We start from the raw sequence: 13,816 nt of genomic DNA, 5'->3' as shown, positions 1-13,816 counted from the left end.
TCATGTCCGGTTCTGAAGACCAACGGGTCGGGTGACCGATTCGTTGAGTTTAATTTCCTGATTCTCTACAGTGTCAGGCATGGACACAGTTGAACCATCTATCACTTTCACATTGCGACCACACCATAAATGTTCTTCTGTCATTTTTTCGTCTAGATTTTGTGCTGAGTAATTGAAAAGTTTCTCCAGTAATTTTTCCGACAATCTCGACCGTGCTTGGCAGTAAGCACTTGTATCATTTGAAGGGATTTCTACGTCTTCCTCTACCAAATGGGCAATTATTTTACTCACGGCATTATGGCAAGTTTTGTCAGTATCCAAAACCTGAGATAGAAATGCCCAAAGGGTTACTATTGGATCAAATAATCGCCTATAGTATCTAGTTTTTAGCTCCAAGAGTGCCTGCTCAATTACACTTGTTGGTAACAGTTCTTTAAAAGGTAATCCCAAAGATGAATTAAATTTATCCTTGAGAATTTGTACTCGTAGTGTCACAGTAGTATTTATGATGTTGGCTTGCTCGTATCGTCGATAAGTATTTCACGAACGAGTAAGCTTTTTCTACCTAAAAATTTTTTCGACAACCCTGTACCGTTGCCGCCTCCATTTCACAGCACTACAAAAAATAGCGATCGCAGCTACTCCTTGACTGCTTAATAGCATAAATGACTGTAATGATTACGGGGCATAGCTTAGAGCTTTTCTTAGTGCCATTCGGCTGTGTGGGCTTGGCTGAAGTTGGCGCATACTGGGGAGGCGTGGAGGTAATCGGAGCGGTGAGGAAAACCTAGAAATCCTAACTGCGCTACTTCTTGAACTGTTAACTGGATTATTTTACAGCCATATTCGCTGAAGTTGTGATGATGAGTTTTGGCGTTCACGAAGTGTGCCGAAGGTATCGCCCGGCTCAGTTCTGATTTGCTTGGGTCAAACTCGACTGCGATAACTGGGCGAATACCCGCTTGCACCATCCCAGTTTCAATCCCGCCGCCACCAGCGAAAAGTACTACAGCGATCGGTGCATGATCTGGAAGAACTGGTTTTAATTTTGTGTCATCAAAATTTTTGCAGACATCTAATTTTGGCGATGTCTTTTTGGATTTCGCTTTTTTGATATGGGATAAATGCCACCGGTGATATTTTCGAGGTCGTACCACCCTACCTTCTGCCCTGTCATATTGCCCATCTCCAGCTTTTGAAAAAGTTCAAAGCCCATGTCTTGTGCTGAGAAAACCTTACAGCGTTCATCGCTTTGATTTTGAGTAACACCAAAGATTTCTGCCTCAGCAAGGTTTAGTACAAGTGGTAGTTCAGTCTCTGTTTCGTAAGCGAGTTTGACAACTTCGTTCCCTGCTTTGATTAACTGTCGCCGTCGGTATTTTTCCATCACCAGATCGGCCAAAGCATCGATGTTGACGGCGGATACAGTGCGGTCTACCAGAGTCGCCAACTTGTTTCTACCACCAATGCGATTGAGCAAATTGTGGTCAGCCAACCATGCGGTGACGCTTAGTAAATCTGTGGGTTGATATGTAGCATGAAGTTGGACTGCGGCTTGATAAATATCTTTGTGGGCGCTGATGTAGAAGGCTTGGGTTATTAGGCGATCGCTGATTCTAGTCATCGCTTCTGGGTCAAGCATAATCCCGCCCAAAATAGCTTCTTCAGCTTCGATATTTTGTGGAGGCAAGTTGACTTGATTTCGGTCAGGTGTAAAAGAAACTACATTGTCTTGATTGCTGTACATAGTCATGCTCTAAGTGCTAATTTTAACTGCGCTTCAACTTCTCGCAAATTAATGGAAGATATTCTGGTGTTGCTCGGAACTTTTGGCTCATTTGCTTTGGCTTGAAGTTTCGCTTTTAGCTCCAGCATTTGTGGGCTGTGTTGATAGTTATTGGATGGAACCCGAATGGATTGCTCAAGAGTACGGCGCTTATGGTCTTGTGCCAAAGCATCTTCGAGCGTGATGATAATGGTGTTGCTTGGTATTTTCGTCGTAACAGTATGCAGTTGAGGTAGGGGCTGTTTTTCTGTTTGCAATGCTTGCTGATAACGCTGCATTAGGTTCGTCCACCCACCTTTGGTTTTCTCCCAGGTGTTCATGACTGCGATCGCATGATTTATTTCCTGTTGTGCCGAGAGTTTAGACTTCGTGGCTAATTCAGCAGCCAGAAAATCAACAACTATGGGGTTGAAGTTCTGGTACAAGTTATTCAGCTTTCGCTCTCCATTGCGCCAAGGTAAAACCCAGCAATTCCACTTGATTGTTTCTCTGACAAGCAGTGGTACAGAATCATCGCTCATAGCAGTCGGGTCTGTTAGCCAGGCATCAATCAGTTCTTTCACGTTCCGGGCTGTCTTGTAGGGACAGGTTAGTTGCGGCTTATTCGATTGTTCGGATTTGTCGAACGACCCCGATGCAATAGTTGACCCTCTTGAGGTGTTATCGGTTTGTTGCAAAGACTCTGGATTTTTTAACAACGTTCGCGTAGCGTCTCGTAGAGAAGTGGGTTGTTGTGGGGTTGGTTCTTCGAGTTCAATTTCTTCCGTTGTCAAATCAAGTTCTTCTTTTTCACACACACATTCTTGGGTGGGGGGCGCGGGTGGCGAAGCCAGGGGCGCATCCTTGAGTGGATAGACTTCAATTGGATAATCTTTAACTGGATATACTTTGGGTATTCCCCGACTACTACCCTGGTCTTCCCCGACTACTACCCCTGGTATTCCCCCATTACTACCCTGGTTTCCCCCCAATACCACCCCTAGTATTCCTCCACTACTACCGCTATTTTTTCCTCTGATTAAACTTGATTGTTTAGTAGGAAAAACAAACCAGTCATCAAAATCTGTGAGTTGATACTGGTTAGAAGATACTGAGCCATTACACTTGGTAATGGATGTTTTAGTGATTAAGTTCCACGAAACCAGTTCGCTGACTGCTGCGATCGCTTTTTGCCTTAAAGTTTCAGTTGAGGAACCAGGGAAAGAACCATGAAAACAGGCTTCACCGATAGATTTGTATGAAGGGAAGGCGTTATTATCACAATCGGCTCGACGGCAGAGATGAGAGTAAACTCGAAATGCCTCCATTGTTAGTGGTAAATCATCCAGCTTACTATCGATATAAATATGGCGTTTTCTTCTACCGTAGCTAGAGCCATCACTTTGTATTTTTTCTGTTAAACTCATATCTATAGACCTCAAAGGGTTTGGTTTTCCCCCGCACTGCGCTACAGGCGGGGGTTTTGCTTTATTCACGCATCAAAGGGAAATTGTCTAACTTGCAGATGAAGGGGAAACTCTTCAATGTCTCCCCCTTTTCTGTCGCGGGTTTTAAATTGCTGTCCCCCAAATTTCGCATTCGCCCCCAACTGCTTCACAAATACGGGTGTTTTCGATTGTTGGCATTGTTGGACAATTGAATTAATCCATTCAATGTGGCATGGTCTGGAATTTGGGCCAGATTCACCACCAACGATTACTAATTGAACGTCATTCAAGTATTGAGTAATATCGCCCAAATCTTCTAGCAACGGCTCAACTGACCAGAACCGAATTAAAGCCGGAATTTGAGCAAGAAATTGACTACGTTCTTCTAAAGTGCGGCGATTCTCAATCGAAGTTCCTGACCAAATATTTAAAGGTAACTTGTCTAGTCCATGACAAGAAAGCCATTCATCCATAGACAACAGCATAATTTCTGGGCGTTTGGTGAGAATCTGAAATATTTGATTGGGAGTAACGAACATTCCGTCCAACATTTCATGTTGCCAAAAACGCGGAACCCATTCACCGAAAACATCAGTCATTGAAGAAACGAAATGCTTCTTAGGTTTTGTTTGGAATCCCCATTTCCGAATAGCTTCTGTATCTAACACTAGTTCGGGTGGAAGTCCCGAGTAGGGTTGCTTGTTTCCGCCAAAAAAAGAGTTTTTATTTAATTTATCTGCATAACAATTTGCACAACCCTCACTTTTCTTATGACACCACCAACCGCCTCCTTTGACACGGATGATATTATCTGTTTGGTCTGTCCATTCTATGTTTGTTGGCATAAACACCTCTGCAATTTGAAATTAGACAATACATTTGAAAATGGCTAATAAAACACCTTTTACTGAATACGATTCTCCTTGGAAGCAAATACTACAGTTGTATTTTCAAGACTTCATGTTGTTCTTTTTTCCCCAAGCACACAGTGAAATTGATTGGAGTAGAGGTTTTGAGTTTCTAGATCAGGAGCTACAGCAAGTAGTCCGTGATGCGGAATTAGGAAAGCGACTGATTGATAAATTGGTGAAAATTTACCGTATCGAGGGTGAAGAATCTTGGCTATTGATCCATGTCGAAGTCCAAAGCCAGGAAGAAAGCGATTTCCCGAAACGTATGTTTGTATACAACTATCGGATTTTTGACCGTTATAACCGTTCAGTTGCATCATGCGCGGTACTGGGAGATGAGAATATAAACTGGCGACCAAATCAATTTGGTTATGAATTATTTGGCTGCACAGTTAATTTTCAGTTTCCTGTGATCAAGCTGCTAGACTATCAGCAAAGGTTGTCGGAGCTAGAAGCCAGTCGTAACCCCTTTGCTACGGTGGTAATGGCTCACTTGGCAGCAGTGCAAACCCGCAGTAATAGGTCGCAAAGGAAACAATCAAAACTGAATTTAGTGCGTCGGTTGTATGAGCAAGGGTTTGAACGCGAGGCTGTTGTTAACCTTTTGGCTTTTATTGACTGGATGTTGACGCTACCATTAGATTTAGAGCGAGAATTTCAACGGGAAGTAGAACAATTAGAGGCAGAACAACGTATGCAGTACGTGACATCATTTGAGCGAATTGCCCGAATGGAAGAATTGGTAGAAGCAATAAAATTAGGCTTGGAACTCAAGTTTGGCCCTGAATCATTAAACCTAGTGCCAGAAATTTCATCGTTGGAAGACGTTGAACTATTAAGAGCAGTGAGAAATGGGATAAAAACAGCAACTACAGTCGATGAATTGCGTCAAATATACCAGTCCTCTACAACTGACAATCCGCCAGAAAATTAGCATTGAAGAATTTAATATTTAGTTTTTTAGGTTCAGTAAACTTTAAGTGCTTAAATTAGCTCTAATTAAGCACTTAACGAAGTATCTCCATCACGATCCTCAACAGGCTGATCAAACTTCAGAGCCTCATCACCCCAACAATCCCAGCCAACTTTAGACGAACGTGCGAACATCTCCAGCTTGGTCATATCAGGACACAGCTTTTCTACAAGTTCAAAAAACTGTTCGGGCTTACGTGAATGCTCACGCCGGGGTGAGTGTAAAATGCTTGACTGGTTTGTGAGTGTCCGTCCAGCAAAAGCTTTCACATTCCCACGAACAGCCAAAGCGCAATGTTCGGTCGAGTTTCGCAGCCAATGACCAACACCTAGATGTGTTTTAGTGCCATCTTTGGTGACTTTTTCCCAAGTCAAAATAGTCTTGAGTTCAAATTTCCATCTTTCTAAGCATTGAGCAGCTTCTACCATGTGATTATTTGTGTACCAAAGCCAAAGAACTGACCCCGTGGGATGGCTTAAGTCTGGAACAGGCAATGACAGTATTTCTTCTATGTGCATTGGCTTGTAGTTAATGCGGTTTCGGTGAGTTTTATCCTGATTTCTCAGCCGATAGAACCAGGGAGGGTCAATCACAATGCACTGGTATTGACCTTCTAATGTTGTTAGTCTCATGTTTAACCTTGTTATTTTCAATGTTAATTTCAAACTTGTTCTGAAAATTCAATGTGGCTTAAAGTCTGAAGTTCAACAGCTAATCCGCTTAAGAAATTTTGGAGTTCAACTGTTGCCAATTCTTTGGATATCTCTTTTTCTGATATATAAATAAGTTGTTTGTGATGCCCAAAGTAAACTTCTGTACGAGTTAAGTTTTGCTCGATATCAGTTAATAAAGTTATACTAAATCTTCCGAGTTTGCAAAAGTAATACTGACGGGTTGCACAAGAAGTATCTCCTTGATGCCAAGTAATATTGTTTTTTGAACCAATGTGAGCGCTAATAGATTCAAAATCAACGTGGAAAATGTTCATCTCAGTTAGCATTTCGCCACTGTTGTAGCGGTCTACAATGTGCTGGCTAATTGCTGTTACTGCTAAACCGTCAGGAATATTAATGTGAGCTTCAGATGTGATTTTTTCAACAACTGTAACTATGGCTTTCATTGTTGTTACTCTAGAGATACAATGAGTGTTTTTGTGTGGCGATTGTTACTGATTGAGCGGCAATCGCTGATTTGAGCTACTTCGATTTGTGACATAACTTTAGTTGGGTGATAATTTGTTGTTGATTAGAGAGAATTAGGCATTTACGCACACCAAATTTTTTTCACCAACCAACGAAAAGCGATTAAGTATGGTTGGTGTTTCAGCCAATGTTGGCGATACCAATTCGACAAGGTAAAACCAAAACTTATCCACAAGTACAACTCCTAAAATCAGCCGTTGCTTTGTGTCATCACCATAAGAACATAGGATTACTTTCTGCCCTAAAACGAAAGCAGGTTTTTGCACCGTGAGAGCTTCTAATTCACCAGTCCCAATGATTTGATGTTCTGTAGCGTGAACAATTTCATCACCACAAATAACTGTATAAAGCCAACACTCATGTTTCCATTGCACACCAGAACAGTAACCAAATGTTCTCGTGGTTTTCAGGTAAACTCTTTCCAGTAAATTCACCTCAATAGGTGGAATTGTTTGACCCCAAGGTGGGGAGATATACCAACTGGTTTTCAGGGCGTTAACGTAGTCAATCATGCTTTTTCCTCTGGGATTAATAACCTAAAACTCCTTGGCAATCTCCAACAAAAAACCGCATCCAGTGTTTTGCACTTGTACCCGTTTTTTATCAAGCAAATATTGAATAATGGTTTCTGAGAACTGAATGCGGTGCAAAGGAATAGAACCACCAGAGCGACTTAGAGAGTGCAGTAATCTAGCAGAAGTACGCTCCACATAATTGTCAGCCGTCTTAGCCATTACTTGCACCTCCAGCGATGGCTGCTAACTGTTGTTGCCGGATTGCTATTTGCTGTTGGTAAAAGTCAATCTCTGTTGTAATTTGCGTGAACAATTCCTCTGGAGAGAGCGGCTGAATTTGATCCTCTTGCAAATACGATATTTCGTCAGAGTTTTTATTAGGCATCAGCACATAACGCCATCCTTCATTAAATTCACTAGCCAGTTCTGTACCATTTGGATAGTAATAAAGTCCCAGGATAATGCCCTGGTTTGTACGCTGATCTAAAGCAAAGCGAGGGTAGCCCCAGTGTTGAGGGATTGAGATTGTAGGTTGCATAGATGAATAGGTGAATGAAGGGAAAATGAAGCTCTTGAGCAGAGGAGCAGAGGAGAGATTTGTACAAATTCTTTCCTCTCTGCCCCCCTGCCTCTTTACGCTGTGACTAACTCCGTTCTCTCCAGTAACCGTTGCAATTTATCGCCAGTTAGCTGTTCTAACGGTTGGTATAAAAAGTATTCATCAAAAATGGATTTACCATCAGTAGACACGTCCACCATCGATAATGAGCGCACAGCATCAAGCACCGAGTTAGAATACTGCTGCTGGACTGAATAACGCCTCTTCACCCACCAGTTACCATCAGTGCATCCGACTTGCCCCAGTTTCACGCCGTTGTTGTAAATGCCATCGTCGAGAATTTCAAACCCATAATTTTGGCACTCATTGAAGATATGCGCCATGATTTGGTTTTCGGTCGTGAGGGGTGTTGCTTCTTTTTCCTGCACAGGTAATGAACCATCTTTGTAGTGAGTGCAGATGAAGCGATCGCAACGCATTAGAGTGTTGGCACGAAATACTTCTTTGTCGTTGATCATGACTACCCAGCGTTGCGTTAAATGGTTGTCGTCATGGCTGATGCTGGCTATCAGTTTGTCATCAGCGTAATATTCGTGATGGTCAAACGAGATTTCGGCTATTGTGAGGGGTTCGGGAGCTAGGGCTTGGGCTTGGTCAGCGATGTAACTGTCGAGTTCGGCTTGGGCGAGGGCTTGGTTGTCGGGGGCAGCAGGGGTGAGTTTCTGAATCTTGCTTGACTGATAATCAGCGATCGCACTAATCCATGCATCCTTGCAGCGTTTGTCGTTTACTTCGACTGTGCAGGCGATTTCGCTGTAGATTTGCTTGAGACGGGCAATCGATTTCAGTTGCAGCTGTTGTGTTGTGTAAAGGGCGTGAGTCATAATTAGTAGGTTCTTCAATAGGACTAGAGAAGCGCTTCAGATTACCAGTCCAGGCGCTTTCTCTATCTCTATTAAATCAAGTTCATTTGTAGTTGTCAAGTTGATTTGTAGTTTTGCTTTTGTAGGTTTACTTTTGTAGTAGAATTTTGTATAGATGAGTTCGGAGCATCCATTTATGAAGTTAAGAGAGTCTTTGGGATTAACCCAGAGGCAAATTGCTGAAGTGGTAGGAGTAACAGATCAAACTGTTTCTAACTGGGAGCGAGGAGTTAATTTGCCACGACTTACTCCGATGCAGACAGCAAAATTATGTCAAATCACCCGACTATCAATTGAAGAGCTTGCACAATTGTTTAACCAGTAAAACAAAAATGATCACTGGTCAAACTATTAACTTGCTTTCTTTGTTGCCCTTTATGCTGTAAAAGCAATCACATCTACTTTTTTCCTTTCCTGTCTAACCACTTATCGGCTGCTTAGTATGACTTTAAGTGGGTAGATACAAGGACGTTTGAAGCACTTATCAAAGACAATTGCGTTTAATACAATCGCAGTTGAACACTACAGCCAAAATTTATTTGTAATCAACTCTGAGCAAATACCACTGAGTTAGAAAAAGTGGCCTTGTGAATAAAGCACCTTCTAATCGCAAAAAAGCCACCTCTGCCACATCCAGGGATAGCACACCCTCAGACGATCAAGACCTTGAAGATATCTCCCAGCAAGAAGACCCAGGTTCAGCAACAATTACGGTTACTGCTGTCGAAGTTCCAGAGTTAACCGAGCAGGAAATTAGCGATCGCTTACTCCTGGAGAGGAAAGTGGAGCGGGCGTTTTTTGAAGCGGGGAAGGCTTTGATGGAACTCCGCGATCGCAGATTATATCGTTCCACGCACAAAACCTTTGAGGAGTATTGCCGTTCACGGTTTGGTTATACACGAATGGCAGCAACCTATAAAATTGCTGCCGCGACAGTTATGGAGAATTTGTCAACCATTGGTTTACAGAATGCGGAAATAACCACAGATGGTTTACAACCTCCAAAAATGTCAACCATTGGTTTACAAAATGTCGAAATGTCAACCATTGGTTTACAAATACTGCCGACAAACGAACGTCAAGTACGCCCCTTGGTTGCCCTAGAGCCAGAAGTCCAGCGCACTGCATGGCAGCAGGCAGTGCAAGTTGCTGGCGGTAAAGTGCCAACTGGTAGAATTGTCAAAGATGTTGTACAGCGCATCATGGAAAGGACGAAAGTACCCAACACCTACCAAATTGGCGAAGTCTGCCAAATCCTTGCAAAGGACAATCCCGAACTGAGAGGCAAAGGTGGCTGTTGGGGTATCGTTAACCATGTGGGCGAATTCAGCTGCACTGTCAAAACCTGGAATGGCGAGTACGCTGTTGGGTTGCAGCACCTGAAGTCTTACGATTACTTGCCTGCCGAGTGTGAGCAGATGCGGTTGGTGTGCGATCGCATTACACGGGTGTATTCAAGTGGGCTGGAGGAGTCGGTGCAGAAGTTTTTGGAGTCTTTGGGGAAGCTGAATCGGGCTTATCTGACGGATTTGGAAGAGAAAGTGTTGAGTTTGCTGGAGTCAGAAATTAGAAACTAATAGAGAAAATATAAAATGTAAAAACTAATGTAAGGAACTTATTGTAATATTTTAGTAAAATAACTAATACAAAATATTTTTATTTTTATTTTTTAAGTCCAATTAAAAAAGGTGAGTAATCTTATAAAAATCATTCTCCTCGATTACGTGTTCTAGTTATTCGTCTTTCCAATGAAAGATACATCTCTCTTGCCCAAACAGACATTTCTATTACTGGATGTTTAAACCATGTTTGTAGGGGAATTAAATAAGTTTCAAGGTATGGAATTATAGACCCTGACCATGAACTGGGATGTATGCGACGTTCTAAGGCAAGGCGAAATGAAATTCTTCAAAAGCACCAAATTTATGAGTCAAGCTTTCTAACGCTGGATGCCATCTATTATGACCTGTTTCGTCTATTTCAACCATAGGATAAAAAATGCATAGGAACGGTACACGTATTTCTGGATTAACTTTAGCCCATCTTTTACATTCGTTATTAGAAACACCGAATAGTATACCTTCTTTATTGTGAGACTTTCCATCAAAGAAGTGTTGCTCTGGCTCAACAAGAGCTTTTAAGAAAGATATCTCTGATGGAGTTGCAGTCTCAAAGAAACGTGATAAAGCATCCCAAATTAAACTCGGTTTTTCTTTAACTAACAATCTAATGATATTTCGGCAAGAGTCATCTAATGCAGAAAAAATTTGGTAGTCTTCAACTTGGCATAGTCTTATAACTTGATTGCTTAAGCCAATTGCAAATTCATCTTCAATAGCATAATATTTTTTAATTAAGAGAATAAGCCACTCAAACAGATTACCATCTCTCCTAGCTGCCTTTGCTTTTTCAAGAAGTTGTTGTGAAGTAATTAGTTGTTTAATCCGTTTGGCGAGTTCCTTGTCAAGATCCTTCCTATGGTGTTGGTATGTGGAAATAATTTCGAGAGATGTCCACATACCTTCTGACCCGTGATTAAATGCTAGCTCATCAATAAAAGGAAGGATTTCTTCGGCACTAAGGTTGTGCAATCCCTGCCCATAGGATAAATACACACATCCTGTTACAGGAATACTTCCCTGTTTTACACTCTCAACAATTTCATTCAATCTCTTAACAGAGATGTTAACGGCAGTGTATATATTTACCATCTGATCTTTGAGAGCATCAGATTTTAAAGCGATATCAATGCATTTACTTGAAGATTGAGTGTCTTTTTTATCAATACCAGCAATTAATCCGCGAATAAACTGTATTCCCTTTCGGTCGCTAGATGCCTCAAATTCGTTCACTGCAAATTGAAAAGCTTCTACAGGATCTTCCAATCTCATAGCTAACTCATGAGTGAACGGGAACACATTATTCAGTTCTTCTCTAACCATTATTTCAATAGCACGATATGTAAGCTGTTTGTCTTTCGCAATTTCAGCAGCAATTTCCTCTGCTTTTCTAGACGAATATTCAAAATCTTGGGTTAATATATTATCCTTTTCGTAGCTTAGATCAGGATCATTAATATCTGCTGTCCAGAATTTTGTAAAGAGGAGAGCCTGCTGTATTGGTTCGGTCGGCATAAGTTTGTCATAAAGCTTTCTAACTTTTTGTGAAAACTCTTCTGGCTCCTGATTTCTATCATAATATAACCAATCGCCAACTCCTTCAATAGCCTCAAGCCAAACTTGTTTTTCCTTACTAATTTTAAGTAAAATATTCTCAATTTCATCAAAAAGATATTCGCAAAGGAGTGAACGGATTGAGTTGGCAATAATCTTTTCACATTTGTTAGCAAATTGTTTATATTGGTAACGTATATGGTACAGCCTTTGAAGACCTTCTCTATTAAAATCAAAAACTTCAGCCCAATTTTTTGGTATCCAATCTTTAAGAGGAGGTTGATTACCAATGTAATTAGAAATGCTTAAACCGGAGAAATAATCTTGCCTAAGAGTATTTTTCAATACTTCAATACAGACTAAAATAATTCTTTCATCGCCAGATGATATTCCTTGATCAAGTATTGCAAATCTTTCAGAGGGTTCAGCTTCTGTTCCACTTAAATATAATTGAAAAAGCTGTTTGAATCGGCTATATACCTTACTTGAAGAAGATTGATTTTCAAGTGCAGCAAATCGCATGAGCATTAACCCAGCTATGTAAAACGAACTTCTACGAAAAACCAATATTGACAAAACTTGTACAAATTCTTGCTTGCAGGTTACTGCTTCCTTTAATTTATCTATAGGCAAGTCTTTATATAAATAACGGATAGTATCAGCCACGCTATCAGGCTCGATATGCACTATGGCATTTAAACACTGAGAGCCAATATCTGTTTTCAACTTCTCTAACGAACCGCACCAAGCATCTCTTGCTAAAAGCTGTTGAGCGACTGTAGCAGCTGTTTTTGAATCACTAAAATAGCACCATTGGCTTAAAAAAGATTTACGTAGTAATGGAGAAGCGTTTTCTATAAAATCAATGATGGTTTTTGCTCGGAGTAAATCTAATCGCCTTGTTCCCAAAAATGCTACTATAGGCTGGAGTTTAAGTGCAAAATAGGGATTACGGTAATCTATAAGATTTTGTTTTGCCGCGAAAGCTAAATGTTCATACATTTCATCACCAGTTTGCCTGGCTAATTTTTCAGCAACAAAGTCAATTTCATCACTAACATTTTTATCTGCACCTAGTTGTTTGAATAATGCAAGACACTCAATTGCTCGAACTTGTTCTGGTCTATTTATGTAACAACTTGAAAGAATACGTTCTACAACATCTTCAATGGACTTGAGAATTGGTAATCCCTCTGAATAATTATTCGTAGCTAATACTGCAATACGTGGATAACCAGCACTTATATTTTTAATAAAGTTAACATCTGAGTAATCAGCATTTGGATATCTTTGTCGAATAATGCCCTCAATAAGATTATCATCAGCAGGAGTAACAGAAATATTAAGGCAGTTATCCTTTTCAATAGGTTGGTTATCATTACCAATTGTAATAACTTTGAGGTTGCTACCTTTACCTGTGATAATTTCACAAAATTTAACAGCAGTATCGCGTGGACATTCATCTACAATTATGAGAGCAGAATTTTGGGACTCAGCAATGCCCTGAGCTATTTGAAATATCTGACTGCCAATGTCCCTAAAGTCACAATAAATAGCAGATGTTGTTAATGCAATCTTCGCTGTTGTAGTTTCATCCCTCAATACCTCATATATAAACCGAGTTTTCCCTACACCTGATGAACCAATAATTCTGATCGATTTTTGAGAATCAGCTAGGAAATCTCCAATTCGTTCTTTTACTTTATCGAAAGTAAGGGAATTATTAATACTACTTTCGCTTCCAATAAAAAAACGGCTTGCTTTGTCTTCTACTTGCAAAATTGATATAATTTCAGCTTTCCGTCCCCATGTTTCAACTGTTTGAAGGCTTTTTAAACTAAGCCCAGATTGCTTTTCATTAAGCCAGATGGCGATCGCAGGATGTTGTGATACCCAATCAGCTATCTTATTTGCATCATAAATGTCAACAGCTTTCAATTGATCAGGATCAGATCCTGCTTCTCGAATACCTTGCTTGATTCCGTCAATTCGTTCATCGTACTTAGAGCCAATCAACACAGCATTAGTAAAACCAATGTAAGAGCCATTTTCGGCAATAACCTTCGCAACTGCTTCATTTAGCTTTGGTATGGCTCCTGTTTTCTTGCTATCTTTTGTCCAAACCTCTTTCTTCCAACCTGCTTTTTTTGGATCGGTAGCTTTAGCCTGAAAGATGCAAAATCTAGAAGGTAGATAATCTGTTTGTTCAAAACCTCCAGTCCAGGAAATTCTTGCATCTTCTCCTCCATCAGGGACAGTAATCTGAAGGGGTACTGAAACTCCTCGTAAACTTACAGCAGATTGCAGGTTTATGAGGTACAGTAGCAGCAGTTTGCAAACCAGTTTC

General features: G+C 40.7%; 15 protein-coding genes. 3 read left to right on the top strand and 12 right to left on the bottom strand.

Annotated elements, in window-relative coordinates; translation table 11 throughout:
- From HWQ39_RS32935 to HWQ39_RS32915, 5 genes are all read right to left on the bottom strand, one after another.
- A complete protein-coding gene (locus tag HWQ39_RS32935) occupies nt 1-495 on the bottom strand; it encodes a transposase domain-containing protein (protein WP_292854198.1) in 495 nt (164 codons plus the stop codon).
- 209 nt (nt 496-704) lie between these two features.
- Nucleotides 705-1,157, bottom strand: a complete 453-nt coding sequence (locus HWQ39_RS32930) for a DNA cytosine methyltransferase (RefSeq protein ID WP_292854196.1) — start codon at nt 1,155-1,157, stop codon at nt 705-707.
- A complete protein-coding gene (locus HWQ39_RS32925) occupies nt 1,076-1,747 on the bottom strand; it encodes a DnaB-like helicase N-terminal domain-containing protein (RefSeq protein WP_292854194.1) in 672 nt (223 codons plus the stop codon). Before HWQ39_RS32925 ends, HWQ39_RS32930 begins: the two co-directional genes overlap by 82 nt.
- A 2-nt stretch (nt 1,748-1,749) precedes the next feature.
- Entirely contained in the window at nt 1,750-3,192 is a 1,443-nt protein-coding gene (locus HWQ39_RS32920) for a hypothetical protein (protein ID WP_292854193.1), read from the bottom strand.
- Between the two features lie 65 nt (nt 3,193-3,257).
- A complete protein-coding gene (locus tag HWQ39_RS32915) occupies nt 3,258-4,058 on the bottom strand; it encodes a DUF5131 family protein (RefSeq protein ID WP_292854191.1) in 801 nt (266 codons plus the stop codon).
- A gap of 40 nt (nt 4,059-4,098) precedes the next feature.
- Here HWQ39_RS32915 and HWQ39_RS32910 point away from each other — a divergent pair, with 40 nt between their 5' ends.
- Entirely contained in the window at nt 4,099-5,058 is a 960-nt protein-coding gene (locus tag HWQ39_RS32910; RefSeq protein ID WP_292854189.1) for a cytosolic protein, read from the top strand.
- 65 nt (nt 5,059-5,123) lie between these two features.
- Here the strand turns inward: HWQ39_RS32910 and HWQ39_RS32905 are convergent, their stop codons facing one another.
- The 6 genes from HWQ39_RS32905 to HWQ39_RS32880 form a co-directional block, all read right to left on the bottom strand.
- Entirely contained in the window at nt 5,124-5,729 is a 606-nt protein-coding gene (locus HWQ39_RS32905) for an MT-A70 family methyltransferase (RefSeq protein ID WP_292854187.1), read from the bottom strand.
- A gap of 29 nt (nt 5,730-5,758) precedes the next feature.
- The gene (locus HWQ39_RS32900) at nt 5,759-6,217 is read right to left on the bottom strand and encodes a hypothetical protein (protein WP_292854185.1); all 459 of its coding nucleotides are present in this window, start codon (nt 6,215-6,217) and stop codon (nt 5,759-5,761) included.
- Between the two features lie 135 nt (nt 6,218-6,352).
- Complete coding sequence (locus HWQ39_RS32895; RefSeq protein ID WP_292854183.1) at nt 6,353-6,811, bottom strand: DUF1392 domain-containing protein; 459 nt, start codon at nt 6,809-6,811, stop codon at nt 6,353-6,355.
- Nucleotides 6,812-6,835: 24 nt separating this feature from the next.
- The gene (locus HWQ39_RS32890; protein WP_292854181.1) at nt 6,836-7,033 is read right to left on the bottom strand and encodes a hypothetical protein; all 198 of its coding nucleotides are present in this window, start codon (nt 7,031-7,033) and stop codon (nt 6,836-6,838) included.
- Nucleotides 7,026-7,352: a hypothetical protein gene (locus tag HWQ39_RS32885; protein WP_292854179.1), complete on the bottom strand. Its 327-nt coding sequence runs from the start codon at nt 7,350-7,352 to the stop codon at nt 7,026-7,028. Before HWQ39_RS32885 ends, HWQ39_RS32890 begins: the two co-directional genes overlap by 8 nt.
- A 95-nt stretch (nt 7,353-7,447) precedes the next feature.
- Nucleotides 7,448-8,257, bottom strand: coding sequence for a hypothetical protein (locus HWQ39_RS32880; RefSeq protein WP_292854177.1), 810 nt, complete (start codon nt 8,255-8,257; stop codon nt 7,448-7,450).
- A 175-nt stretch (nt 8,258-8,432) separates the two neighbouring features.
- On the opposite strand from HWQ39_RS32880, the gene HWQ39_RS32875 reads away from it, so the two are divergent.
- Nucleotides 8,433-8,621, top strand: a complete 189-nt coding sequence (locus tag HWQ39_RS32875) for a helix-turn-helix transcriptional regulator (RefSeq protein WP_228043115.1) — start codon at nt 8,433-8,435, stop codon at nt 8,619-8,621.
- A gap of 262 nt (nt 8,622-8,883) precedes the next feature.
- Nucleotides 8,884-9,873, top strand: a complete 990-nt coding sequence (locus HWQ39_RS32870; RefSeq protein WP_292854173.1) for a hypothetical protein — start codon at nt 8,884-8,886, stop codon at nt 9,871-9,873.
- A gap of 306 nt (nt 9,874-10,179) precedes the next feature.
- Here HWQ39_RS32870 and HWQ39_RS32865 read toward each other — a convergent pair.
- Nucleotides 10,180-13,816: hypothetical protein (locus tag HWQ39_RS32865; protein WP_292854171.1), on the bottom strand; the 3,637-nt coding region annotated here is incomplete at its 5' end.

The sequence above is a fragment of the Nostoc sp. NMS8 genome (assembly GCF_017115045.1).
Classification (GTDB): Bacteria; Cyanobacteriota; Cyanobacteriia; order Cyanobacteriales; family Nostocaceae; genus Nostoc.
Note: the sequence above shows the minus strand (reverse complement) of the source record. Positions and strands in the feature narration are given on the sequence as shown.

Coding starts and splice junctions, on each gene's coding strand:
- HWQ39_RS32925 (WP_292854194.1), bottom strand. CDS start 1,747: ATGTACAGCAATCAAGACAATGTAGTTTCTTTTACACCTGACCGAAAT.
- HWQ39_RS32920 (WP_292854193.1), bottom strand. CDS start 3,192: ATGAGTTTAACAGAAAAAATACAAAGTGATGGCTCTAGCTACGGTAGA.
- HWQ39_RS32915 (WP_292854191.1), bottom strand. CDS start 4,058: ATGCCAACAAACATAGAATGGACAGACCAAACAGATAATATCATCCGT.
- HWQ39_RS32910 (WP_292854189.1), top strand. CDS start 4,099: ATGGCTAATAAAACACCTTTTACTGAATACGATTCTCCTTGGAAGCAA.
- HWQ39_RS32905 (WP_292854187.1), bottom strand. CDS start 5,729: ATGAGACTAACAACATTAGAAGGTCAATACCAGTGCATTGTGATTGAC.
- HWQ39_RS32900 (WP_292854185.1), bottom strand. CDS start 6,217: ATGAAAGCCATAGTTACAGTTGTTGAAAAAATCACATCTGAAGCTCAC.
- HWQ39_RS32895 (WP_292854183.1), bottom strand. CDS start 6,811: ATGATTGACTACGTTAACGCCCTGAAAACCAGTTGGTATATCTCCCCA.
- HWQ39_RS32890 (WP_292854181.1), bottom strand. CDS start 7,033: ATGGCTAAGACGGCTGACAATTATGTGGAGCGTACTTCTGCTAGATTA.
- HWQ39_RS32885 (WP_292854179.1), bottom strand. CDS start 7,352: ATGCAACCTACAATCTCAATCCCTCAACACTGGGGCTACCCTCGCTTT.
- HWQ39_RS32880 (WP_292854177.1), bottom strand. CDS start 8,257: ATGACTCACGCCCTTTACACAACACAACAGCTGCAACTGAAATCGATT.
- HWQ39_RS32875 (WP_228043115.1), top strand. CDS start 8,433: ATGAAGTTAAGAGAGTCTTTGGGATTAACCCAGAGGCAAATTGCTGAA.